The 25,033-nt window shown below is 65.4% G+C and carries 21 protein-coding genes; 12 read left to right on the plus strand and 9 right to left on the minus strand.

Annotation, left to right across the window (positions count from 1 at the left end):
• Positions 1–633 precede the first annotated feature (633 nt).
• The 3 genes from LMF57_RS15650 to LMF57_RS15660 form a co-directional block, all read right to left on the minus strand.
• Positions 634–2,352 (minus strand): thiamine pyrophosphate-dependent enzyme, encoded by a 1,719-nt coding sequence (locus tag LMF57_RS15650; protein ID WP_025874311.1) that lies wholly within the window; start codon positions 2,350–2,352, stop codon positions 634–636.
• Positions 2,353–2,461: 109 nt separating this feature from the next.
• Positions 2,462–3,322 carry an SH3 domain-containing protein gene (locus LMF57_RS15655; protein WP_229290180.1) on the minus strand — a complete coding sequence of 287 codons (861 nt, stop codon included), beginning with the start codon at positions 3,320–3,322 and terminating at the stop codon, positions 2,462–2,464.
• 36 nt (positions 3,323–3,358) lie between these two features.
• Complete coding sequence (locus tag LMF57_RS15660; protein WP_162887688.1) at positions 3,359–3,835, minus strand: DUF3574 domain-containing protein; 477 nt, start codon at positions 3,833–3,835, stop codon at positions 3,359–3,361.
• A 240-nt stretch (positions 3,836–4,075) separates the two neighbouring features.
• On the opposite strand from LMF57_RS15660, the gene LMF57_RS15665 reads away from it, so the two are divergent.
• The 4 genes from LMF57_RS15665 (at position 4,076) to otsA (ending at position 10,591) form a co-directional block, all read left to right on the plus strand.
• The gene (locus LMF57_RS15665; RefSeq protein ID WP_229290181.1) at positions 4,076–6,508 is read left to right on the plus strand and encodes a TonB-dependent receptor; all 2,433 of its coding nucleotides are present in this window, start codon (positions 4,076–4,078) and stop codon (positions 6,506–6,508) included.
• A 143-nt stretch (positions 6,509–6,651) separates the two neighbouring features.
• Entirely contained in the window at positions 6,652–7,410 is a 759-nt protein-coding gene (gene otsB, locus LMF57_RS15670; protein WP_117311960.1) for a trehalose-phosphatase, read from the plus strand.
• Between the two features lie 38 nt (positions 7,411–7,448).
• Positions 7,449–9,230, plus strand: coding sequence for a glycoside hydrolase family 15 protein (locus LMF57_RS15675; protein WP_208082228.1), 1,782 nt, complete (start codon positions 7,449–7,451; stop codon positions 9,228–9,230).
• Positions 9,227–10,591, plus strand: coding sequence for an alpha,alpha-trehalose-phosphate synthase (UDP-forming) (otsA, locus tag LMF57_RS15680; RefSeq protein WP_229290182.1), 1,365 nt, complete (start codon positions 9,227–9,229; stop codon positions 10,589–10,591). Before LMF57_RS15675 ends, otsA begins: the two co-directional genes overlap by 4 nt.
• A gap of 74 nt (positions 10,592–10,665) precedes the next feature.
• On the opposite strand, the gene LMF57_RS15685 is transcribed toward otsA, so the two are convergent.
• The 3 genes from LMF57_RS15685 to rluD are packed head-to-tail and all read right to left on the minus strand — an operon-like array spanning position 10,666 to position 12,847.
• Positions 10,666–11,091, minus strand: coding sequence for a thiol-disulfide oxidoreductase DCC family protein (locus tag LMF57_RS15685; RefSeq protein WP_117311219.1), 426 nt, complete (start codon positions 11,089–11,091; stop codon positions 10,666–10,668).
• Positions 11,091–11,858, minus strand: a complete 768-nt coding sequence (gene pgeF / locus LMF57_RS15690; protein WP_117311221.1) for a peptidoglycan editing factor PgeF — start codon at positions 11,856–11,858, stop codon at positions 11,091–11,093. The genes LMF57_RS15685 and pgeF overlap by 1 nt, the downstream gene beginning before the upstream one ends.
• On the minus strand, positions 11,858–12,847 hold the full coding sequence (rluD, locus tag LMF57_RS15695; RefSeq protein ID WP_080278287.1) for a 23S rRNA pseudouridine(1911/1915/1917) synthase RluD: 990 nt from the start codon (positions 12,845–12,847) through the stop codon (positions 11,858–11,860). The genes pgeF and rluD overlap by 1 nt, the downstream gene beginning before the upstream one ends.
• A 114-nt stretch (positions 12,848–12,961) precedes the next feature.
• Here rluD and LMF57_RS15700 point away from each other — a divergent pair, with 114 nt between their 5' ends.
• Positions 12,962–13,846, plus strand: coding sequence for an outer membrane protein assembly factor BamD (locus LMF57_RS15700; protein ID WP_089236594.1), 885 nt, complete (start codon positions 12,962–12,964; stop codon positions 13,844–13,846).
• Between the two features lie 153 nt (positions 13,847–13,999).
• Positions 14,000–15,199, plus strand: a complete 1,200-nt coding sequence (locus LMF57_RS15705) for a lipase family protein (protein ID WP_229290183.1) — start codon at positions 14,000–14,002, stop codon at positions 15,197–15,199.
• A gap of 105 nt (positions 15,200–15,304) precedes the next feature.
• On the opposite strand, the gene LMF57_RS15710 is transcribed toward LMF57_RS15705, so the two are convergent.
• Complete coding sequence (locus LMF57_RS15710; protein ID WP_229290184.1) at positions 15,305–16,939, minus strand: NAD+ synthase; 1,635 nt, start codon at positions 16,937–16,939, stop codon at positions 15,305–15,307.
• 346 nt (positions 16,940–17,285) lie between these two features.
• On the opposite strand from LMF57_RS15710, the gene LMF57_RS15715 reads away from it, so the two are divergent.
• The 6 genes from LMF57_RS15715 to LMF57_RS15740 all read left to right on the plus strand — a co-directional run bounded on the left by LMF57_RS15715 (position 17,286) and on the right by LMF57_RS15740 (position 22,618).
• Positions 17,286–17,471, plus strand: a complete 186-nt coding sequence (locus LMF57_RS15715) for a hypothetical protein (RefSeq protein ID WP_146268079.1) — start codon at positions 17,286–17,288, stop codon at positions 17,469–17,471.
• A 58-nt stretch (positions 17,472–17,529) separates the two neighbouring features.
• Complete coding sequence (locus LMF57_RS15720; protein ID WP_229290185.1) at positions 17,530–18,204, plus strand: hypothetical protein; 675 nt, start codon at positions 17,530–17,532, stop codon at positions 18,202–18,204.
• Positions 18,198–19,211, plus strand: coding sequence for a hypothetical protein (locus tag LMF57_RS15725; protein ID WP_117311229.1), 1,014 nt, complete (start codon positions 18,198–18,200; stop codon positions 19,209–19,211). Before LMF57_RS15720 ends, LMF57_RS15725 begins: the two co-directional genes overlap by 7 nt.
• A complete protein-coding gene (locus LMF57_RS15730; RefSeq protein ID WP_117311231.1) occupies positions 19,205–20,221 on the plus strand; it encodes a TraB/GumN family protein in 1,017 nt (338 codons plus the stop codon). The genes LMF57_RS15725 and LMF57_RS15730 overlap by 7 nt, the downstream gene beginning before the upstream one ends.
• A gap of 318 nt (positions 20,222–20,539) precedes the next feature.
• Positions 20,540–20,809 carry a hypothetical protein gene (locus tag LMF57_RS15735; protein WP_049447475.1) on the plus strand — a complete coding sequence of 90 codons (270 nt, stop codon included), beginning with the start codon at positions 20,540–20,542 and terminating at the stop codon, positions 20,807–20,809.
• 51 nt (positions 20,810–20,860) lie between these two features.
• Complete coding sequence (locus tag LMF57_RS15740) at positions 20,861–22,618, plus strand: ABC transporter transmembrane domain-containing protein (RefSeq protein WP_229290186.1); 1,758 nt, start codon at positions 20,861–20,863, stop codon at positions 22,616–22,618.
• Between the two features lie 101 nt (positions 22,619–22,719).
• On the opposite strand, the gene sucD is transcribed toward LMF57_RS15740, so the two are convergent.
• Together sucD and sucC are read right to left on the minus strand one after the other, a co-directional pair.
• Positions 22,720–23,595: a succinate--CoA ligase subunit alpha gene (gene sucD / locus LMF57_RS15745; RefSeq protein WP_017356169.1), complete on the minus strand. Its 876-nt coding sequence runs from the start codon at positions 23,593–23,595 to the stop codon at positions 22,720–22,722.
• A 21-nt stretch (positions 23,596–23,616) separates the two neighbouring features.
• Positions 23,617–24,786, minus strand: coding sequence for an ADP-forming succinate--CoA ligase subunit beta (gene sucC / locus LMF57_RS15750; RefSeq protein ID WP_025874298.1), 1,170 nt, complete (start codon positions 24,784–24,786; stop codon positions 23,617–23,619).
• Positions 24,787–25,033: the final 247 nt, after the last annotated feature.

Here is a 25,033-nt window from a genome sequence, read left to right on the forward strand (position 1 = left end):
GGGACCGCCGATGGTAGGCCCAGCGGGGCCGGCGCGCCAATTCCCGAGTGGAATGATGGGTTCCAGCCAACGGCGGAGCCCCTCGTGGCTGGTCGCTGAAAGCGGCCTATCGGAGTGGGTCGTGCGGGGTGGGCTGCGCAGGACACGCCGTAAACCCGTCCATGGGGGCTCGATGGCGCCATCCATGGCGCCAACGGTCCTGCGCAGCCCACCCCGCCCGGCCACGGACAGTTTCCTGCGGGCGCCAACCACGGATGAGAATCAAAAGATCAAAAGCAGAAGCCGGTCGCTGCGCTCTCAAGCGCCGGGTCTCAGGCATCTGCGTGGTTGCCGGCCAGCGGCCGGCACTACCGACAGACATCCACGCATTGCGTGGATTTACCGTGTCGACCAAGGTCGACACCCACCAAGAGCAGGTCATGCCATCCCAACAGATCGCGGAAATCTGTCGAAGGCGGGGTGGGTCCGGTTGCGGGGGCGTGAGCCGCATGGATGCGGCGACCGAGCTTACATGGACGTATTTGCAGCGTCCCCCGCAACCGGACCCACCCCGCCATCCCACCGATACCCCGCTTTTGTCGTTGACGTTGATTCGGCGGGTGCAGGGCGCAGCCCTGCATCAAAACCCAACCCTCACTTCTTCAGGAAGTTGTCCACCAGCAGATGCTTCACGTCGTCGATGCGACCACTCAGCACTGCCTTGGCCGCATACAACGCCGTGCCCGCCACCTGCTTGGCCTCGATCTGCGGCGGCATCACCAGCTCCGCGCGACTGGTGTGTACATCCAGCAGCGCCGGCCCACGCTGGGCCAGGAAATCCTGCACCGCTTCTTCCAGGTCCTCGCTGCGGGTGACCGTGCGGCCGTGGAAACCGATCACCTCGGCCAACCGGCCGAAATCCGGATTCTTCAGGTCGGTGTAGTTGTCCAGCAGCCCCTCCACCTTCTGCTCCAGCTCGACGAAATTCAGCGAGCCGTTGTTGAACACCACCACCTTGATCGGAAGATTCTCCTGCACCGCGGTCAGCAGGTCGCCCAGCAACATCGCCAACCCGCCATCGCCGGACAACGAAATCACCTGCCGCCCCGGGAAGGCCTTCTGCAGCCCCAGCGCCTGCGGCATCGCGTTGGCCATCGTCCCGTGCAGCAGGCTGGTGAGCGTGCGGCGACGGCCGTTCACCCGGATGTGCCGCAGCACCCACACCATCGGCGAGCCACCATCCGCGGTGAACAGCGCATCGTCGGTAGCGTACTTCGACAGCAGCGCGGTCAGGTGCTGCGGATGGATCAGTTCGCCCTCACCCGGCTGCTCCTCCTGCTCGCGCTTCTTCAGCGCCTTGTCGCGGTGCTCGATGCATTCGTCCAGGAAACTGCTGTCTTCGCGCGGGGGCAGCATCGGCAGCAGCGCGTCCAGCGTCGGTGCGATATCACCGACCACGCCCAGGTTCACCGGATGGCGTCGACCGAGGTGGCTTCCATCGCGGTCGACCTGGATGATCGTAGCCTTGTCCGGATAGAACTGGCCCCAGGCGAAATCCGCGCCGAGCAGCAGCAGCGTGTCGCACTCCATCAACGTGTGGAACCCGGATTCGATGCCGAAGACTCCGGTCATGCCCATGTTGTACGGGTTGTCTGGTTCGACGAAGTCCTTCGCACGCGATGTGTGCGCCACCGGTGCCTGCAGGCGCCGCGCCAGTTCCAGCAGCTGCGCATGTGCCCCTTGGCAGCCGGCGCCGGCATAGATGCCGATACGCTTGCCCTGCCCCAGCAGTTCGGCGATGTGCTGCAGCTCGGCCTCGGAGGGGCGCAGCACCGGCTGGGTGTAATGCACCGAGAACGGCACATCGTGCTTCACTTCCGCTTCGCTGATGTCGGCCGGCAGGATCACCACCGCCACACCGCGGCGGCTGATCGCCGCCTGGCAGGCCAGCGCCACCACGCGCCGTGCCTGGGCCGGGCTGTGCACCTGCTCGCAGAATACGGTGCAGCTGCCGTACACCGCCTTGAAATCCACTTCCTGCGGGAACTCCATGCCCAGTTCGCTGGTGACCACCTGGCTGGCGATAAGCACCATCGGCGCGCGGTTGCGGTTGCTCTCGAAGATGCCGTTGATGAAGTGCAGACCGCCAGGACCGCACGAACCCGCGCAGGCGGTCAGCTGGCCACTGATCAATGAATCGGCACCGGCCGCGAACGCCGCGACCTCTTCATGGCGGACATGCACCCACTCGATCTCACTGCGATGCAGTGCGTCGGTGACATGGTTCAGGGTGTCGCCGACGATGCCATAACAACGGCGGACGCCCGCCTGCTGCAGGGTATCGACGACGATCTCGGCAACGCGCTTGCTCATGGGACTACAGCCTTGCAAGGGGGAACCCCGAGGCTAGTCCCGATGAAGTGATGCTCCCGTGGGCAAGAGGCCGATCGCCTTGTCGTGCAAACTCCGGGCAGGGCTGCCGTCAATCGTTGACGTTGATCCACCCCGTCACCGCGCCGCGCTTCGGGTTGCGGTAGCGCACCTGCAGCCAACCATCCTGCTCATCGAGCATTTCCACCTGATCACCCTGCACCAGGTAGCGCTGCGTGCTGGACGCACCGGGATGATCGAACAGGAACAGGCGCGCAGGCAGCACGCTCGCCATCAGTCCCACCAGCGGCGCACCGCTTGCTGGTGCGCCGAGCCCGTCACCGATGGCGCTTTCCAGCACCTTGCCGGAGGGATCGTAGGTGCGCCACACCGCCAGTGGCCCCTGGTTCCCGGTCGCTTCCCACTGCAGCGCACGGTTCAGCGTATCGCCCAACATCAACACGCTCTCACCTCGGTACAGATAGAGCTGTGGTCCGTTGAAGCGATACACGTCGGTGTACCACATCGGCCCACTGCGGCAACTGGCGGTCAGCGTGCGCGTGGCGGCGTCGGCGGCAAGGCCCATCAGGTCACCGCACTGGTCGTGTCCATGGGTCACCGCCTTCAGTGCGCGGAACTCACCGCTGCCCACGTCGAAGCGATAGACCGCAACGGCCTCATTGACCATGCCCACCGCCGCGCGCGCAACCAGCTCGGGACGCCCGTCGAAATCGAGATCCTCTGCGCTCAGGCGCGAATGTCCCTCGGCGTCCGGCGCGCCAGGCAGGCGCCGCCGCTTCCCTGCCGGCTGCAGGAGGACGGCCAGCATGCCGTCCTCCTGTACCTCTACCGCCGCCTGCACGCCCGCTGCCGGCGAAAACCGCAGCGGGCCCCGGTCCTCGTCCTGCGCCTGTGCCGCCGGCGCCAACAGACCGGCCAGCATCACGGTCATCAGCACATCCCTGGGTGTCATCGTCATTCCCTGCAGCGCCACAGTGGCGCGTCCAGGTCAGAACGATACGTCAACTGCCTGCCGCGACCACAGTACCGACTGGTGCCTGGTCTGCTGCTTCCACGCCAGACGGATCGCTTCGATGTCGGCGCGGCGCTGCGGGCTGTCCTCGTGCAGCACCACCAGCACCTTGGTGCGCAGGCGGTTCGGGGCGGCATCGCCACGGAACAGCCACTGGCCGTAGGCATCGAACACGGTCAGGCCGTCCGGGAAGCGCGGCGTCACTTCCTTGTCCAGGAACGCGCGCCACTGCGCATCGCTGATGGTGTCGGCCTGCGGGCGGTCACCGGCGCCCTGCTCTTCGCCCACGCCGAAATAAAGCTCGCTGCGCACCCAGCCGTGGCCGCTGGACGGACGCGCGGCGTCGCCCTGCAGGTCGGCGGTGGTGGCATAGGCGCTGGGCGCCTTGGAGGACAGGCTGGCGCAGCCACTGGTGGCCAGCAGCACGGCGAAGACAAGGCCAAGGTGTTTCATCGGGAACAGCACTCCGGGAAGGGAAAAAAGCACGACGAAGGGGCACGGAGGGTACACCTGCGCCTCGGTTGCGGCTGCAACCAATGCCCTCATGCCGGCAGGGCATGAAGTGATGCGATGGGAGCCGGGACTTGCATCGCACCGCCTCCTCACGCCAAGATAATATATCGCTTCATCCGGATGGATGTAAGTGAAACTATCTGCCTGCCCCTTCCCCACGTCGTTGCTGCTGGAGTCCGCATGTCCCCCCGCCTGTCCGCGTCGCCGCTCGGCCTCGCCATCGCGCTCGCCCTGTCCCCCGCCCTGGCTTCGGCCCAGGACGCCGCCACCAACCTAGACACGGTGATCGTCACCGGCACCCGCGCCGCCGACCGCACCGTGCTTGAATCCACCTCGCCGGTGGACGTGCTGACCGCCGAGGACATCCGCAAGGCCGGCGTGGTCAATGGCGAGCTGGGCAGCGCCCTGCAGGCCCTGCTGCCCTCGTTCAACTTCCCGCGCCAGTCCAACTCCGGCGGCGCCGACCACGTGCGCGCCGCGCAGCTGCGCGGGCTGTCGCCGGACCAGGTGCTGGTGCTGGTCAACGGCAAGCGCCGCCACCACACCGCGCTGGTCAACACCGACAGCAAGATCGGCAAGGGCACCACCCCGGTCGACTTCAACGCAATCCCGGTCAGCGCCATCAAGCGCATCGAAGTACTGCGCGATGGCGCCGGTGCGCTGTATGGCTCCGATGCCGTGGCCGGCGTGATCAACGTGATCCTCGACAACGGCGGCGACGGCGGCGAGATCGAAGCCAGCTACGGCGCCAACCACACCGACCTCAAGCCGATCGGCCGCACCCTCACCGACGGCCAGACGGGCAACCTCAGTGCCAAGGTCGGCACCTCGCTGGGCGAAGACGGCGGCTTCCTGCGTGTCGGCCTGGAATACAAGAAGCGCAACGGCACCAACCGCGCCGGCTTCGACCAGATTCCGCCGTGGGACCAGACCGAGGCCAATCTTGCCCTGCAGGGCAAGCGCAACTACGTGCTCGGCGATGGCGCCAGCAAGGACATCAATCTGTGGCTGAACACCGAGATTCCGGTGGGCAGGACCGCGACGTTCTATGCGTTCGGTACCTTCAACCAGCGTGATACCGAAGGCGCGAACTACTTCCGCTATCCCGATGGCGATGCCAATTGGAAGGAGGTCTACCCCAATGGCTACCGGCCGATCTCCGAAGGCGAGAACCGCGACGTGCAGGCGGTGGCCGGTATCCGTGGGCAGTGGGGTGAATGGAGTTATGACGGCAGCCTGGATTATGGCCAGAACGACTTCACCTATCGTCTGCGCGATTCGCTGAATGCCTCGCTGGGCCCGACCAGCCCGACCCGCTTCAAGACCGCGGACTACGAGTACGCGCAGACTGTGGGCAACGTCGACCTGAGCCGCGTGTTCTCGCAGAGCGACAGCATCAGCCACACCCTGGGCCTGGGCGCCGAAGCCCGCCACGAGCGCTACCAGACCCGTCCAGGCGACCCGGCCAGCTACGCCGCCGGCCCTTACACCGATCGCCCGACCGGCTCGCAGGCAGGCGGTGGCCTGACTCCGCAGGATGCGGCGACCCTGTCACGCGATGTGGCCAGTGCCTACGCCAGCCTGTCCAGCCAGTTCGGCGAAAAATTCTCCACCGACCTGACCGCGCGCTACGAGCACAGCGATGACTTCGGCGGCGAACTGACCGGCAAGCTCGGACTGCGCTACGAGTTCACCCCGGCATTCGCCCTGCGCGGCGCGATCTCCAACAATTTCCGCGCACCGTCACTGGCGCAGATCGGCTACGAATCCACCTCCACCGGTTACAACGCCGGCGGCCAGCTGGTGCAGGGCCGCCTGCTCTCGGTCAACAACCCCATCGCCCGTGGCCTGGGTTCGCAGGACCTGAAGCCGGAGAAGTCGCTGAACACCTCGCTCGGCTTCACCAGCCGCATCGGCGAGCACTTCGACCTGTCGCTGGACTTCTTCCAGATCGACATCGACGACCGCATCGCGCTGTCCGAGAGCATCACCGGCGATGCGCTGACCGATTACGTGGCCACCAACTACGGCGTCGGCGGCCTGCAGAGCGCCAGCTTCTTCGTCAACGCCGCCGACACGCGCACCCGCGGCGCCGAGCTGGTGAGCAACTGGCGGCAGTCGCTGGGCGATGGCCAGCTGCTGTTGACCGGCACCTACGCCTACACCAGGACCACGCTGAAGAACGTGCTGGCCACGCCCGCGCAGCTGCAGGCGCTGGACCCGGACTACGTGCTGTTCGGCATCGAAGAGACCAATACGCTGACCGACGCCACCCCGCGTACCCGTGGCAGTTTCTCAGCCGCTTGGAGCAACGACCGCTGGTCGCTGAGCAGCCGGGTGAACCGCTACGGCAGCGCCACCCGCGTATTCAACTTCGGTGATGGCTACATTCCGCGCCAGACCTACCAGGCCGAGTGGCAGCTGGATGCGGAAGTGGAATACCGCATCACCCCGCAGTGGAGCGTGGCCATCGGTGGGCAGAACCTGACCGACAACTACCCGGATCGCTCCAACGAGGACATCCACTACTTCGGCAACCTGCCCTACGACGTGCTGTCGCCGATCGGCAGCAACGGTGCGTACTACTACGGTCGCGTGCGCTACACGTTCTGATTGCTGCGAACAACGTGCCGACCAACGGTCGGCACCCACCGGGACGCGATGGATCACTGTGGGTGGGTGCGGACCGTTGGTCCGCACCAACCGTAGCCTGCCCTCGACCCCGCGTACACGCCGCCGCTGGCATGGTGGTCGCCATGGCTGAACCGCTCCCCCTGCGTCCGCCACCTCCATTGCTGGACGACGCCTGCGCGTTGTTCCTCGATGTGGATGGCACCTTGATCGAATTCGCTGCACGCCCCGACGCCGTGCAGCTTCTCCCCGATGTGCGTGAAGCCATCGGCCGCATCAGCGATCGGCTGGAAGGTGCCGTGGCACTGGTCAGTGGTCGCCCGCTTGAACAGCTGGACCAGTTGTTCGCGCCGCTCAAGCTTCCCGCTGCGGGCCTGCATGGCCACGAACTGCGTGCGCAGGACGGGCACGTGATACGCGATGAGCATGCTGACGACACCGCCGACTGGCTGCATGCGCTTCATCAACAAGCCATGCGTTTCGCCCATGGCCACCCCGGCGTACTGGTCGAGAACAAGGGCGTAGGCCTGGCCCTGCACTGGCGTGGCGCGCCGCATGCAGCCAACGATGTGCGCGCCTTCGCCGACCGCCATGTTCGCGGCCGTGCCAGCTATCGCCTGCAGCCGGGCGACCATGTCATCGAATTCGTCCCGGTGGCTACCAACAAAGGCCGAGCCGTACGTCGGCTGATGCAGTACCTGCCGTTCCGTGGGCGTCTGCCGGTGTTCCTCGGCGATGACCTGACCGATGAATTCGGCTTCGATGCGGCCAATGGCCTGCATGGCTGGAGCGTGCTTATCGGCGAACGTGAACCCAGTGCAGCGGTGTTCGCGCTGCCCGACATACGCAGCGTGCACGCCTGGCTGCGTGAGAATGCGTATTGACCCCGGCCCCCACGGCCGCAACCGAGATGTACCGCGTGATGACCCAACCCGATCTTGATCTGGGCGTGGTCGGCAACGGCAGCTTCGGCGCCCTTATCGACAAGCACGCCCGTGTTGTCTGGAGTTGCCTGCCGACCTTCGACGGCGACCCGACCTTCTGTGCCCTGCTCAGCCCCAACCAGCAGACCGGCGGCGACTTCGCCATCGAACTGGAGGATTTCGCCGGCAGCGAACAGGAATACCTGACCAACACCGCGATCCTGCGCACCGTGCTGCGCGATGCACATGGCGGCGCGCTGGAAATCCTCGATTTCGCCCCGCGCTGGCGCCAGAACGATCGTTTCTACCGGCCGGTCAGCCTGATCCGCCAGGTGCGCCCGTTGTCCGGCAGCCCGCGCATCGTGATCCGTGCGCGGCCACTGGCCGACTGGGGCGCACGCGTGCCCGAGTCCACCTGGGGCAGCAACCACGTGCGCTGGATCCTGCCCGAGCATGTGCTGCGCCTGACTACCGACGTTCCTGTGCGCTTCGTGCGTGATGGCCTGCCGTTCGTGCTCAACCATCCCATCCACCTGATCCTGGGTGTGGATGAATCGCTCAACCGCTCCATCAGCGGCTACGTGCAGGAAGCGTTCCAGCGCACCCGCGACTACTGGCGCGAATGGGTGCGGTACCTGTCCATCCCGTTGGAATGGCAGGACGCGGTGATCCGCAGTGCGATCACCCTCAAACTCTGCCAGTACGAGGACAGCGGCGCGATCATCGCGGCGATGACCACCTCGATCCCGGAAGCGCCCGGCAGCGTGCGCAACTGGGACTACCGCTACTGCTGGCTGCGCGATGCCGCCTTCGTGGTGCGCGCGTTGAACCGTCTGGGCGCCACCCGCACGATGGAGCAGTTCCTCGGCTACATCTTCAACCTGGCCACCACCGACGGCACCCTGCAGCCGCTGTACGGCATCGGCTTCGAAGCCAAGCTGGACGAGGACGAAGTGCCCAGCCTGTCCGGCTACCGCGGCATGGGCCCGGTGCGGCGCGGCAACCTGGCCTGGGTACAGCGCCAGCACGATGTATACGGCAGCGTGGTGCTGGCCTCCACCCAGCTGTTCTTCGACCGTCGCCTGCAGGACCCCGGTGACAGCCACACCTTTGCCCGGCTCGAACCGCTGGGTGAACAGGCGTTCGCACTGCACGACGTGCCCGATGCCGGCCTGTGGGAATTCCGCGGCCGCACCGAAGTGCATACCTACACCAGCGCGATGTGCTGGGCGGCGTGCGATCGCCTGTGCAAGATCGCTGTGCGCCTGAAGCGTGATGACCGCGCGCAGTACTGGCGCGAGCGTGCCGATACCATCCACGCACGCATCATGGAAAAAGCCTGGAGCGAGGAGCTCGGCCACTTCACCGATACCTTCGATGGCCACCGCCTGGATGCCTCGTTGCTGCTGCTGGCGGACATCGGCTTCATCGACGCCAACGACGCACGCTTCGTCGCCACCGTCGACGCCATCGGCCGCGACCTCAAGCACGGCAACGCGCTGTACCGCTATATCGCCCCGGATGATTTCGGCGAACCGGAAACCAGCTTCACCATCTGCACGTTCTGGTACATCGATGCACTCGCTGCGATCGGCCGCATGGATGAAGCGCGCGATATGTTCGAGGCGCTGCTGCAGCAACGCAACCATCTGGGCCTGTTGTCGGAGGACCTGGCGTTCGACGGTGGCGAAGCCTGGGGCAACTTCCCGCAGACCTACTCGCATGTCGGCCTGATCACGGCGGCGATGCGCCTGTCGCGGTCCTGGCAGGAGGCCTCATGAGCCGTCTTGTCGTTGTTTCCAACCGCGTTGCCGTCCCGGGCGAGAACCGTGCCGGTGGCCTTGCCGTGGGCCTGCTGGCGGCACTGAAGGAACGCGGCGGCTTGTGGTTCGGCTGGAGTGGCAAGAGCGTGCGCGAGGCCAGTGGCACGCTGCACGAACAACGTGACGGTGACATCCAGTACGTCACCATGGACCTGGCCAAGCGCGATGTGGACGGCTACTACAACGGCTTCGCCAACCGCACGCTGTGGCCACTGCTGCACTTCCGCCTGGACCTGGTCGACTACGACCGCGGCACCCGCGAGACCTACCACAGGGTCAATGCACTGTTCGCCGACAAGCTGGCGCCGCTGCTGCGCGAAGACGACATCGTCTGGATCCACGACTATCACCTGATTCCGCTCGGCGCGATGCTGCGCGAGCGCGGCATCGGCTGCCGCATCGGCTTCTTCCTGCACATCCCGATGCCCTCGGCGGACCTGCTGCAGGCGATGCCCGATCATCTGCGGCTGTTCTCGGCGCTGTATGCCTATGATCTGGTCGGCTTCCAGACCCAGCGCGATGCCGATCGCTTCCAGACCTACCTGCGCCTGTTCGGCGGTGGCCGGGTACTGGAAAACGGCAAGCTCGAAGCGCCCGGCGGCCGTCACTTCCGTGCCGCGGCGTTCCCGATCGGCATCGACACCGAGTTGATCGCCCGCCAGGCCAGCACCGCAGCCAGCAAGTCGGCCGTGAAGAACCTGCGCAGCAGCCTGCGCGACCGCCAGCTCGCCATCGGCGTGGATCGCCTGGATTATTCCAAGGGCCTGCCCGAGCGGTTCCTCGGCTTCGAACGCTACCTGCAGCGCCATCCCGACCAGCGTGGCTCGCTCACCTATCTGCAGATCGCACCGGTCTCGCGCGGCGATGTCACCGAGTACCGGCAACTGCGCAGCCAGCTGGAGCAGATCGCCGGCCACATCAACGGTGGCCATGCCGAGCCGGATTGGACACCGCTGCGCTACGTCAACCAGAACTTCACCCACGCCACGCTGACCGGCTTCTACCGTGCCGCCGCTGTCGGCCTGGTCACCCCGCTGCGCGATGGCATGAACCTGGTGGCCAAGGAATACGTGGCCTCGCAGGATCCGGAAGATCCCGGCGTGCTGGTGCTGTCCCTGCTGGCCGGCGCCGCCGATGAAATGAAGCAGGCGCTGCTGGTCAACCCGCACGATCTGGACGGCGTGGCCGATGCCATCGCCACTGCGGCGACGATGTCGCTGCACCGGCGCAAGGAGCGTTGGCACGCGATGATGGAACACCTGCGCACCTACGACATCAACCACTGGCGCCGCAGCTACCTCGAAGCCCTGGAAGGTTGACCGCCCACGCCGTGCATGGCCCGGCGCTACATTGATCCGGGCACGGGGTAGCGCCGGGCCACGCCCGGCGGCGCCTAATCGAGGAACCGCGCGGCTTGTTCCGGGGTGGGCAGGAAGCAGGCGTCATGGCGCCCGAACCAGCGATAGCGGTTGCGTGCCAATACGCGGTAGGCGCCATCGCGCCAGCGGCGTGGCAGCACGCGCAGTACGGCCGCCAGGCGCCAGCCACCACCCAGTGCTCCCAGAACGCGCAGGATCGCATCGGTATCGGTCCACGCGCCCTGCCCGTCCAACAGCAGGAACGAGGTCGGGTCGTGCGCGTCCAGGCCGTGCGCGCGCAACATCGCGCTGCCCTGCGCGCCCTGCATCGCCGCGAAGCGAAAGCGTTCCTGCCGGTCGAACCGCAGCAGGAAACGCACCCAGCGGCTGCACAACGCGCAGACGCCATCGAAGACGATCACGCCGCCAGGTTCTGCCCCCGCAGCGCGATCCCCCCGCATCAGTCCATCCACACCAGCGTCGCCATCCGGCCGGTGCGGCGGTCGCGACGGTGCGAGTACAGATCCGCATCGGCCATGGTCGAGATCGTGCCGCCGTGGATGTTGCCCAGCGCCATGCCCGCGGCCTGCAGGCGCTGTCGCGCCAGCGCGAACAGATCCACTTTCCAGTGACCGGGGCGGGTCGCCACGAAGGCCGCCGCAGCGGCCGCGTCGTGGCCGACGAAGGCGTGGTACACCTCTTCGCCGATCTCGTAGTCGGCCGGTCCCGCTGCCGGGCCCAGCCACGCGCGCAGCTGCGCCGGTGGCGTCTGCATGGCGGCCACGGTGGCCTCCAGCATGCCGTCGGCCAGGCCACGCCAACCGGCATGGGCGGCGCCCACCTCGCTGCCATCGACAGCGGCGAACACCACCGGCAGGCAGTCCGCGGTGAGGATCGCCAGCACAACGCCGGGCACCGAGGTCACCGCGGCATCGGCCACCGGTTCGCTGGCGCCCTCCACCGGCGGCGCGCCGAAACGCAGCACGGTGCTGCTGTGCACCTGGCGCAGCCAATGCGGCGCCGATGGCAGTGCCAGGCCCTGCTGCAGCAGCTGCCGGTTGTGCTCGACGTTGGCCGGGGTGTCACCGTCGGCCGCGTGCCGGTTGCCCAGGTTGAACTGGGCGAAGGGCGCTGGCGAGATACCCGCGCCATGCCGGCGCGTGGTCAGTGCATGCACGCCCGGGGGCGCCGGCCAATCAGCCTGCAGCAGCGGCAGCGCGGTAGTCATTACCAGCGGTCCCGCTCGCGTTCGGCGAAGGCCGCGCTGTCTTCGCGCAGCACCTTCATCAGATGCAGCATGTCGGCCGGCGCCGGCGCGGTGTTGCGCACCGGCTCACCACTGATCGGATGCACGAACTCCAGGGTCTCTGCATGCAGGGCCTGGCGCTTGAAGCCGCGCAGCGCGGCGACCAGCTCGTCGCTGGCCCCCTTGGGCAGCTTCAGCGCACCGCCGTACAGCTGATCGCCCACGATCGGATGGCGCAGGTGCGCCATGTGCACGCGGATCTGGTGGGTACGCCCGGTTTCCAGGCGGCATTCCAGCGCGGTATGCGCGCGGAAGCGCTCGCGCAGGCGGTAATGGGTCACCGCTTCCTTGCCATCCTCGCGCACGCCCATCTTCAGGCGGTCGCGCGGGTGACGGTCGATCGGCGCATCTGCGGTACCACCGGCCACCAGCGCCCCCATCACCACGGCCAGGTACTGGCGGTGCACGTCACGGGCGGCCAGCTGCTCGACCAGTGCGGTCTGCGCTTCCAGCGTGCGGGCCACGACCATCACGCCGCTGGTGTCCTTGTCCAGGCGATGCACGATGCCCGCGCGCGGCAGCACCGCCACCGACGGGTCGCGGTACAGCAGGGCATTGACCAGGGTGCCGCTGTGGTTGCCGGCACCGGGGTGCACGACCAGGCCGACCGGCTTGTTGATCACCAGCAGGTGCTCGTCCTCGAACAGCACGTCCAGCGGGATGTCTTCCGGCTCGGCGCTGGTCTGGGTTTCCAGCACCACCTGCAGGGTGACCACCTCGCCGCCGCGCAGCGCGTCGCGCGGGCGTGCCTGCGCACCGTCCAGCAGGACGTCGCCGGCCTTGATCCACTCGGTCAGGCGGGAACGGGAATATTCGGGGAACAGCTCGGCCACGACCGCGTCGAAACGGCGGCCGGCGGAGGTGTCGGGGACAACGGCCTGGCGGGCCGATTCGGAGGGTTGTTCAGACATGGCAGGGGGGCATCTTTGAAATTTTGGGGTCCCGGCGAGCCGGTTTCAGTCGCTGGACAGGACACTAGGCTATCATCGACCCTTCGTATTCCAGCCGCGTCCCGCATTGACCCCATGATCCGACGCTCCGTCCTGCTCTCCGCGCCCGTCCGCCTGACCGCCCTCCTGCTGGTGCTGGTCATCGTCGCCACAGGCTGCAACCGCGGCACCAAGGGCGACCGCCCTGATGAAGGCACCCCGGTCGAACAGCTCTACGAAAAGAGCCACAAGCTGATGCAAGGCGGCAACTGGAGCGGCGCCGAAGCCAGCTTCCGTCGCCTGGTGGCACAGTATCCCTACGGCCCGTACACCGAGCAGGCGATGATCGAATCGGCCTATGCCCAGTACAAGGCCGGCAAGCATGATGACGCGGTGTCCAGCATCGACCGCTTCATCCGCACCTACCCGACCCATCGCAACATCGCCTATCTGTATTACCTGCGCGGCCTGGCCAACTCCAACCGCAATACGGTTTTCCTACGCCGCGTATGGTCCCTGGACGCCAGCCGCCGCGATCTGTCGACGCCGCATCAGGCCTATTCAGACTTCAACATCGTGGTCGACCGCTATCCCAACAGCCGCTACGCCGCCGATGCGCGCCAGCGCATGCTGGTGCTGCGTGACGTATTCGCCCAGCACGAGCTCGACAACGCCCTGTACTACATGCGCCGTGGCGCCTGGGTCTCGGCCGCCGGGCGCGCCAACTACCTGTTGGAAACCTATCCGCAGAGCGCGTTCCAGAACGACGCCGTGGCGGTGCTGGCCGACTCCTACACCCACCTGGGCAACAAGACCCTGGCCGACGACGCCCGCCGCGTCCTGCAGCTGAACCAGCCGGACCACCCGTGGCTGGAAGGCAAGTGGCCGAAGTACCCGTGGATGATCCGCAAGCTGAACCCGTTTGCCGGCGAAAAGTCCGCCGCCACCGGCCAGCGCAACGCGCGACTGGAAAAGAAGTAAGAAAAAGGCCCCCGCACGGGGCCTTTTTTTTGCCTGGCGTCACCGCTAGGAATGCTACGAACCGGCGATCACTGCGACTTCCATCGCAGTCGGCGCGGAGGACAGCTCCCAGAATGCGGCGCAAAGGTCATCCCGGCCTGCATGGAGCGCCACATGTCCTCATCGTCCCTGCGGTTCCGACCGCGCCCGACCCTGCTGGTCACTGCCCTGCTCGCGCTGGCCGCCAGTCCCCTTGTCGCGCTGGCGGCCGAGCCGGGTGACCTGCTCTCGGCCGCGCCCTACCGCGCCAGCTGGGTGCCCTCCAAGGCCGCCCAGGCCTACAAGCTGGCCTACCGCACCCCCGATCATCACGGTCGCCTGGTCGAGGCAACCGGGCTGGTCTACCTGCCCGCCGGACCTGCGCCGGCAGGTGGTTGGCCGGTCGTGTCCTGGGCGCACGGCACCCAGGGCATCGCCGACCACTGCGCGCCTTCGGTATCCGGCCCCTATCAGCCCGAGCGCGATGGCCGCTTCCTCGACCAGTTCCTGGCACAGGGCCATGCCGTTCTCGCCGCCGATTACCACGGCCTGGGTGGCCCCGGTGACCACGCCTACCTGCACGTGCGTACCTCCGCGCGCAACGCCATCGATCTCATCAAGGCCAGCCGCCACTTCCTCGGCAACGCCACGCTGTCACCGCGCTGGGTATCGGTGGGCCATTCGCAGGGCGGCGCTGCCGCACTCACTGCCGGCCACCTGGCACCGTCCTATGGGCCCTCGCTGCAGTACCGCGGCAGCTTCACCACCGGCACACCCACGGCCGTCGAACTGACCGCGCTGGTGATGAAGCCGGACAACCGCACGCCGAATCCGGGCGCGCTCAATGCCTATCACGCCTACCTGCTCGATGGCCTGCTGCAGGTGGAGCCGCGTATCGCACGCGTACTCAGCGATGAAGGCCATGCACGGGTCGCGCTGGCGCGCCAGCAGTGCCTGGGCCCGCTGGCGGCCACCCTGGAAGGGGCGAACACGGGAGAAATGTTCAGCGCACCGCTGACCACGGTGCCGGGCATCTGGGCGCTGCTGCATGACTATCTGGGCGTGCCACGGCGGGGCTTCAGCCAGCCGTTGATGCTGGGCCACGGCAGCGAGGACCGCGACGTGCCCTATCTCACCACCCTGCTGTATGCCGTCGGCCTGGCCCTGCGCGGTGAACCCGTGGCATTCCGCCGATACCCGGTCGACCATCGCGGCACGCTGGACGCAGCGGCGGCCGATGGCCTGGCATTCGTGCGCGCGCGGCTGGGGGACAGCCAATTTGACGAGGCCGCCGAAACCGCCGGCCTGGAGCAGCTGCTCAACGAAGACCGGTAGATCCACGCCATGCGTGGATGGGCGGCACACCCGGCTGCCGGCCAGCACTACCCCGATGGATCCATCGAACATTGGTAGTGCCGGGCCATGCCCGGCGAGCGGTCCTCAGCTCTTGTAGCCGTTGCTGATCGGGTAGCGGCGCTCACGCCCGAACGCGCGGCGCGAGACCTTCGGGCCCGGCGCGGCCTGGTGACGCTTCCACTCGCTGATCCGCACCAGCCGCAGCACACGATCCACCACCGCCGCGTCATAGCCTGCAGCGACGATCTCCGTGCGCGACTGCTCCTGGTCGATGTAGCGGTACAGGATGCCGTCCAGCACGTCGTAGGCCGGCAGCGAATCCTGGTCGGTCTGGTTCTCGCGCAGTTCGGCCGAGGGCGGGCGGCTGATCACCGCCGGCGGGATCACCGGCGCACCGCCCACGGTGTTGCGCCACTTGGACAGGCCGAACACCTCGGTCTTGTACAGGTCCTTCAGCGGCGCGTAACCCCCGCACATGTCGCCATAGATGGTGGCGTAGCCGACCGCGTACTCGCTCTTGTTGCCGGTGGTCAGCAGCAGGCCACCGAACTTGTTGGCCAGTGCCATCAGGATCACGCCACGGCTGCGCGACTGCAGGTTCTCCTCGGTCACATCCGGCGTGGTGCCCTCGAACATTGGTGTCAGCGCCTGCATCAGGCCCTGGAACGCCGGCTCGATGGAAACGGCTTCCAGCTTCACGCCCAGCGCCTGGCACTGCTCGGCGGCCAGGTCATTGGACATGCCGGCGGTATAGCGCGACGGCAGGCGCACCGCCGTCACGTTCTCCGCACCCAGCGCATCGACCGCCATGGCCAGCACGATCGCCGAGTCGATGCCACCGGACAGACCCAGCCACACCTTCTTGAAACCGTTCTTGCTGCAGTAGTCCTGGATGCCGCGGGTGACCGCGCGCCACGCCAGCGCATCCATGCTCTCGTCGCCGTCGTCCATCCATACCTGCGGCAGGAAGCGGCGGGTAGCGCCGTCGTAGTCCACCACCAGCCACTGGTCGACGAAGGCGGCCGCGGCCGGGTGCACCGTGCCATCGCCATCGGCCACCACCGATGCACCGTCGAACACCAGCGCGTCCTGGCCGCCCACCACGTTGAGGTAGGCGATGGCCGCGCCGCTTTCGCGGGTGCGTGCAGCCAGCACGGCGTCACGCTGGGCATGCTTGCCGCGCTCGTACGGCGAGGCATTGGGCACCACCACCAGCTGCGCGCCGGCACGCACCGTATCGGCCAGCGGCTCGGCGAACCACAGGTCCTCGCAGATCAGCAGGCCGACCGGGATGCCGTCGACCTCGAACACGCAGCTGCCACCGTCCGGGTCGACATCGAAATAGCGGCGCTCGTCGAACACCGCGTAATTGGGCAGTTCGCGCTTGCGGTATGTCTGCTCCACCAGGCCATCGCGCAGCACGCTGGCCGCGTTGTAGACCACCGCACCGGCCGCCTGCGGCCAACCGACCACGGCGGTGATGCCACGGCACGCAGCAGCAATGCGGGTCATCGCCTGCTCGCACTCATACAGGAAGCCCGGGCGCAGCAGCAGGTCCTCCGGCGGATAGCCGCTGACTGCCAGCTCGGGGAACATCACCAGCCCGGCGCCGTACTCATCGCGCGCCTGGCCGATCATCTCGATGATGCGCTCGGTGTTGCCGGCGACATCGCCGACCGGGAAGTCGAACTGCGCCATCGCGATGCGGATCGAAGCCATGGGAATCCAGCCTGTGGTTGCAATTGCACCATTCTAGGCCTTTGGACACGGACCGGTCAGGACCGATGCATGCGATCGGTCTGCCCCGAGTCGCGCAGACCTGGACCTCGTTTCCCTGCCGCCCAGACCCTGCCATCGCCTCCTCGAATGTCCGCCCTGGGGCTATTGATTTTCGCTTTCATTAGTAGCACCCTCCCATTCACGATAAATTCATGGTGACCACCTTCGACGGCTCAGATCACCGCGCAATCTGGTTCAAAAAAGGAATTTGGACGTTGTGTCCAGATTGGCCGGCTCACTCGGTCCGGCTATTGATCGCTGTATCCAATTGGAATGGAGAATCAGGATGAGTTCTATGGCATTGGATGTCGCAGGCTTTGAAGCTGGGATGCTGCAGAGGGCCGAAGACGCAACGTCGATTGGCACCGCATTTGAAGTGGTTAGGAATGGTGCGGTAGCACTGTTCTGCTCGGACTGTTGCGGCAGCAACGGCAATGACTGCGTGCCGGAAATCGAGCCGGGCATCAACTGACGCAGATCGAGGGCGAAGGCGGTTGCCTTCGCCCTCGTCATTATCGAGAGCACATTCCATGGATGGATTCAACGCACCGGAGGAGTTCGAGCGGAGCCTCCATGCCTATACAGGCAGCGACCACGCTGGCACCAACGCTCTTGCGCTGGTCCTGCCATCTACGCGCGCAGTCTTGACCAGAAGCAGACAGCTCGCAGATGCAGGGCGCCTACGCGTCGTGTGCAACGAGAACAGCCTTGGGTTGAGCGCAAGCGGCATGGTGCGGCTGGCGCAGTCCGGTCAGCGACCAGCACTCGTCATTTTCTCGGACCAGCTTGTCTCAGCACACGAAGCAACCCTGCTGATTCGGACCGCGCGCGATGACATCTACGCTTCGCCGCTCGAAATGATCCTCAATCAACGCTACGGCTACGCACTGTCGTTCTGGGGCATACAGGGCTATTCCACGATCGAGGCCCGTTCTGCCGACAGCAGCGCGATCCTGCACGGGATCATCGACCATCTTCACCAGTGCAGCAGCCTGGGGGATCAATGGTTGCTGCGCGAACAACAGTCACTGCGCAGGCCGGCGATCAGGACATACAACGCGCGCAGAAAGATCAGGATGTTCCGATCCGCACTGCTGGCACAGTACCAACCCGACAGTATCGATGCCGAACTCGACGCCTTGATGGAAGCGATCGATACGCTTGAAGGCGATGTCGTTGATCGACAGGGAAGGCTTGCATGCTGATTCCGCAATTGTTGACTCAACTTGCCCGTCCCTTGCGCCGCCTTGATCGGCGGATTGCCTGGATCGAGTCGATCATCAAGACCCCTCTGACCGACGACGACGAGCACTACCTGCGTGTTGCCTGCGCCGAATCGGGAAACACGAGATTTGGCGAATACTACTACTGGTACCTGCAGAAGCTGTTCGTTGCCAATGTTCTGCGGCGTGGGAACCGGACCGAGTTCCTGTCCCTGCTCAGTCGCGCCGACCGAACGGACTACAGCGCATTCGATGAACTGGCACGCACGCCGCGCGGGCTTCTGATCGCAGTGCCGCACCATGCCCACTACATTCTGTCGATCATCATGCTGGCGGAGCGTTTACGGCACGAGCGGAAAACCTTCCTGTTCTATGGAAACCCGGAAACCCATCCAGGCAACGAAATCTTCGACAGGCTCAACGGCTGGTTCTGGAACGAGGACAACGGTGTTGGTTTCGTCCATGACACCCGCAAAGGCCTGGCAACAGCCATGCGTGAACTGAGGGCAGGCGCAGCCGTCTTCATCCTGCCGGACGTTTTCAAGGACGAGAACGCCACATTCCCCATCAACTTCTGCAAGCGCTCGATGAGCATCATGCTCGGCACCGCCGCATTGTCCCGCAGAACCGATGCGCTGATCGTCCCGATGATCTCCACCCCCGTCACGTCGGGCCTGGGCTTCAGGAGCGTTTTCGCACCGCCGTGCGCTGACCCGGAACCTGCAGCACAGGGCCAGTCCGAACGCAGTCTGCTTGCAGACGATTACCGCGTCATGCGCGGGCTCTTCGCTTTCTATGAACACTACATGCAGCACCAGCTGATCTACTGGCAGAACGTACGTCAACACATCGCCCAGAACGGCCCTCACCTCGAGGTGCCGAGGTCCGATGTGGCGCGCGTGGCCGGGCTGCTGGCCCGCGACCCCGACATGCTCGCCCCTACCGCAGTAATTGACCTGAGAAGAGACGCAACGGCACCCACATGCTGAGACAGAAATCACGTCTTGTGCTCCTCATTGCATTGGCGCTTCCCGCGGCGGGCATCAACTGCGCCGCCGCAGCAGATGCCACCGAGCCTCCATTGCGCACCCTTGATACCGTCGTGGTGTCCGGGGTTGCACCGGGTCCCGGACTCTGGAGAGTCTCACGTGGCGAGCACACACTCTGGATCCTGGGCACGCTCAAGCCCGTGCCATCCTCGATCACATGGGATTCGGCAGCGGTGCGAGAGGTGATTGCCGAGGCTCAGGCCGTGCTGTGGGAGCCATCCTTCACCGTAGACGTCGACACCGGCTGGCTCGGCAAGCTGTCGCTTGGCTACAGCTACATGAAGGCACAGAACAATCCTGACAATGGGCAACTCAAAGATGTCCTGGCACCGGATGTATACGCGCGCTGGCAGAATCTGCGCGACAAGTACCTCGCTGGCCACAGCAACCTCGAAGGCAAGCGCCCGCTTGCGGCCGCGGAGGAGCTGATGTCGGCGGTGATGGCCCAGCGTGGGCTGAGCAGCAAGGGGGTGGTCGCTCCCGTCATCGTCGCCGAAGTGAAGGCGCGCGGCATCGGACTGCACACACCTCGATATATGCTCAAGCTCTCGCGTCAGAACGCCGCGCAGATGCTCAAGGCAGTCAGGTCGACGTCGATCGACGACAGCGCCTGCATGGTGGCAACCATGGATCTTGTCGAATCCGGCATGGATCGCCTGGTAACCAACGCAAATGCATGGTCTACGGGCGAGACCGCCCGGATCGACGTATCCCTGACCTCGAAACGGGATGCACTATGCACGGACTCGCTCAGCAACGCGCCCGCAGCCCGTGCTTTTGGCATGCCCGACATCCGCACGGTCGTAAGGGAGAAATGGCTTGCGGCCGCAGACAATGCACTGCAGACCAACACGACGACGCTCGCGGTGCTTCCCATCGCCGACCTGTCCGGCAACGACGGATACATCAATGCGCTGCGCCAGCGCGGATACGAGGTCGAGTCACCTTGAACGCCCTCCCACAGTGACCGACCGATGTCGCCTCGAGTGGAACGACTAGCGGCGCTTTTCCTGGCATCGGCAGCGCAACTGGCCTTGCTGATCCTGCTGTGCCAGGTCGCCGGCAAGACACCTGGGAACGTCGGGGATGATGAAACGAGGGCATCGCTCGTGTTCATCGAGCGCCCTCTCGCGCGGGCGCCTGTTCCCGCTGCCATGCCCCGGGCATTGGGAGGGCCCGGCAGGACTGCTGGCCCGGCGCTGCCTGTTGCACCTGCGGCGCCCCGCAGGCCCACGCTGGACGTGGTCGATGAAGTACATGGACCTGCGATGGCTGTTGCCCCCGCACCGCTCGACCTTGCCATTCGTCCAGATGATATCTCGTTCAAGCGCCCCTCCCTGACAAGACCGACCCAGGCCGCCTTTCCGGCGCGCGAGCCCACATTGCAGGTGAGCGTCGAAGACAACTCATGGATGGGAAGGTATGCACGCATGGGGCGGAGGATGGCGTGCGCAGAACTGCGGCAGGCGCTTGCATCAAACCCCGGCAGTGCCGAGGCCATCATCAGGACGATGGAGCAGCGCAAGTGCATGAACTAGCCATCGCCATGGTGCTTCGTCCAGCAACTGGAACTGACAGGAGCGAAGGGTGTGAATAAAGCCCTCGAGAAGGCCATGCCGGTGGCACGCACCCTCCGGCTGCTGGCGAGTCTTTCGCGCAACCACCTGCCACTTCTGGCGGGTGCATTGACCAGCATCGTGGTTGCAACCACGTTCGCCCTCGCCGTTCCCATCGCCGCACGGGGCAACCGCGGCCTGGACCTGAACAGCCTGGAGAAGATCGACAACATCTTCCTGACACTTGCCTTGATCTCAGTGGCGATCGGCGTGGCCACGGCAATGCGGGTCTACTTCATCAATCGCCTCGCTGATGAAGTAACCAATGACCTGCGGGGGCAGCTGTTCTCACGATTGCTCGTCCAGCCGCTGGAATTCCATCAGCAGCAGCCTTCAACGGAACTGCTTTCACGATTGACCTCCGATATCGAGCACCTGCGGATAGCCATCGGGGTCAGCTTCTCTGTGGCGATACGCAGCGGAATCATGCTGGCCGGTGCGGTCACCATGTTGTTCATTACCGACCCTGGCCTGGCGCTGCTGACGATCGCCGCCATCCCGTTTGCATCGGCTCCCATCGCCGCGGGCTCCAAGCACCTGCGGGCCAGCGCGCGCGACTACAATGATCTGCTTGCACAATCGCGCGTCGTTGCGGCGGAAGCGCTGGGCCATATCAGGGCGGTGAAAGATTTCGCCCGCGAACCCTTCGAGACAGAGCGGCATGCGGCGACGCTCGATGCCAGCGTCAGCGGCGCTCGTCGGCGCACGACCTGGCAGTCTGTACTGACGGCATTGTCATTGATCGTGATGCTGCTGGGCATCACCGCTGTGTTATGGACAGGCACCCACAAGGTCATGGACCGGACGCTCTCGGCGGGCCAGCTGGGACAGTTCGCCATGTACGCCGTGATGTGCGGCATGGCCGCCGCCGCGCTCCTGGACACATGGGGGGCGCTGCAGCGCTCCGCCGGAGCGACTGATCGCATCACCGCATTTGGTGACCTGCCACACCATGAGGCGCAGGAAACCAGGCTGGTGCAGGCTCTGCAGGGATGCATCCGATTCGAGAATGTCGATTTCTGGTATGCCGCTGCGCCCGACAGGCCCGTTCTGCGACGCTTGAACCTGGACATTGCGAAGGGGGAAAAGGTCGCCATCGTGGGCGCATCCGGCGCGGGCAAGAGTACGCTGCTGTCGCTGCTTCTGCGCCTGCATCCCGTGCGCGCCGGCGCCATCTTCATCGACGGCCACGATATCTCCACGTTCCAGCCTGCAAGCATCCGCAACGCTATCGGCACGATCTCGCAGGCGCCGGCAATTTTCGGCCGATCCGTGCTTGAGAACATCCGATACGGCAAGCTCGACGCTACCGACGAGGATGTCAGGAACGCAGCAGTGTCTTCAGGCGCAGATGCTTTCATCAATGAGTTGCCCGCAGGTTACGATGAGCCCTTGGGCGAACGCGGGGCCCGATTGTCAGGCGGCCAGCAGCAACGGGTAGCCATTGCGCGCGCACTGTTGAAGCGAGCCGATATCCTGCTGCTCGACGAGCCGACATCGGCGCTCGATTCGCACGCCGAACAGGCGGTACATGACCATGTTTTCGGAACGGGCACGGGTCCGACCACGCTCATCGTCGCACACCGGTTGCAGACCATTCTTGCCGCCGATCGAATCGTACTCATCGATGAAGGTGCGGTCGCCGCCACCGGGTCGCACGAAGAACTACTGCTCCGCAGCGCTCGATACCGCGACCTGATCAGGCCGCAGATGCAGGCCACGGTCGGATAATGTCCACCGTAGTGGACCACCCGCAGAACAGGAAAGGCCGCCCGGAGGCGGCCTTTCTGTTTGAAGCAAGTCGAGCATGGCTCGACTCTACACAAGCGGCCTTATTTGACCAGCTTGGCGATGGCAGCGCCCAGGTCGCCCGGCGAACGCACGGTGACGACGCCAGCAGCTTCCATGGCAGCAAACTTGCCTTCGGCAGTGCCCTTGCCGCCCGATGCGATCGCACCGGCGTGGCCCATGCGCTTGCCGGCCGGAGCCGAAGCACCCGCGATGAAACCGACGACCGGCTTCTTCACGTGGTTCTTGATGTACTCGGCACCGGCTTCTTCAGCGTCGCCGCCGATTTCGCCGACCATGATGATGCCTTCGGTCTGCGGGTCTTCGTTGAACAGCTTCAGGCAGTCGACGAAGTTCAGGCCGTTGATCGGGTCACCACCGATGCCGATGCAGGTGGACTGGCCCAGGCCGACTTCGGTGGTCTGCTTGACCGCTTCATAGGTCAGGGTGCCCGAACGCGACACGATGCCGATCTTGCCCGGCTTGTGGATGTGGCCCGGCATGATGCCGATCTTGCACTCACCCGGGGTGATGACGCCCGGGCAGTTCGGCCCGATCAGCACGGTGTCCGGATGCGAACGGGTCAGCACGTTCTTGACGCGCAGCATGTCCAGCACCGGGATGCCTTCGGTGATGCAGACGATGACCTTGATGCCGGCAGCAGCGGCTTCCAGGATCGCGTCAGCCGCGTACGGCGGCGGCACGTAGATGACCGAAGCGTTGGCGCCGGTGCTCTGCACGGCATCGGCAACGGTGTTGAAGACCGGCAGGTCGATATGGGTGGTGCCACCCTTGCCCGGGGTCACGCCGCCAACAACCTGGGTGCCGTACTCGATCATCTGAGTGGCGTGGAAGGTGCCCTGCTGGCCGGTGAAGCCCTGCACGATCACCTTGGTGTTCTTGTTGATCAAAACTGACATTGGATTTCCTTCGGTGTCGGATCAGGCGGCGTTCTTGACAGCTTCGACGACCTTCTTGGCACCGTCGTTGATGTTGTCGGCCGGGATGATGGCCATGCCGCTGTCACGCAGCAGCTGCTTGCCTTCTTCCACGTTGGTGCCTTCCAGGCGCACCACGACCGGAACCTTGACGCCCACTTCCTTCACGGCGGCGATGATGCCTTCGGCAATCATGTCGCAGCGGACGATGCCGCCGAAGATGTTGACGAAGATGCCTTCGACCTTGTCCGAGGACAGGATCAGCTTGAACGCTTCGATGACGCGCTGCTTGTTGGCGCCGCCGCCCACGTCCAGGAAGTTCGCCGGCTCGCCGCCGTTGAGCTTGATGACGTCCATGGTGGCCATGGCCAGGCCTGCGCCGTTGACCATGCAGCCGATGTTGCCGTCCATGGTGACGTAGTTGATGTCCAGCTCCGAAGCGATCACTTCGGTCGGATCTTCCTGGGTCTTGTCGCGCATGGCGACCAGGGCCTTCTGGCGGAACGCGGCGTTGTCGTCGCTGTCGAACTTGCCGTCCAGCGCGTACAGGTTGCCGTCGTCCAGGATGGCCAGCGGGTTGATCTCAACCAGCGCCAGGTCCTTTTCGTTGAACAGGCGGTACAGGTTCACCATGATGTTGGCGAACTGGCCGGCCTGCTTGGCGGTCAGGCCCAGCTTGAAGCCGAAATCACGACCGTGGTAACCCTGCACGCCTTCGACGAAGTCGACGTTCAGCGAGTGGATCAGCTCCGGGGTTTCAGCGGCGACCTGCTCGATCTCCACGCCGCCTTCCGAAGAAGCGATGTAGGTGATGGTCTTGGTGCCACGGTCAACCAGCACCGACAGGTACAGTTCCTTGACGATCTCGCCAGCGGTGGTCACCAGCACCAGGTTGACCGGCAGTTCAACGCCAGCGGTCTGGTAGGTGGCCATCTTGGTGCCGAGCATCTTGGCCGCAGCGGCCTTCACGTCGTCGGTGGTCTTGCAGAACTTGACGCCGCCAGCCTTGCCGCGGCCGCCAGCGTGGATCTGCGCCTTGACCATCCAGGGGCCCTGGCCCAGGGAGTTGGCAGCGGCAACAGCTTCGTCCGGGGTCGCAGCGACCTTGCCGGCCGGGACCGGGATGCCGTACTCGGCAAGCAGTTGTTTTGACTGGTATTCGTGGAAATTCATGCGTCACCGTGGGAATAGGAACGACCGCACGCAATTCCTCAGGGCCCCGGCGGGGCGCCGGCATGGACCGCGGCGGGCCCACTATTGTGGCCGAGCCGGCGCCGGGGCGCAAAGACGTATGGACAAAAGGCCCGAACCGGCCAGATTTCCATGGTCATTCAGGCAGTTGCGGCACGGCCTGGATCAGGCACCGCCCCCCCCGCCCGGGCCGATTGCGCAGCCCAGCCCGGCACAGGCGCCCTATACT

Origin of the sequence: Stenotrophomonas sp. SI-NJAU-1, assembly GCF_020883215.1 — a bacterium.
In the GTDB taxonomy this organism is placed as follows: Bacteria; Pseudomonadota; Gammaproteobacteria; order Xanthomonadales; family Xanthomonadaceae; genus Stenotrophomonas; species Stenotrophomonas indicatrix.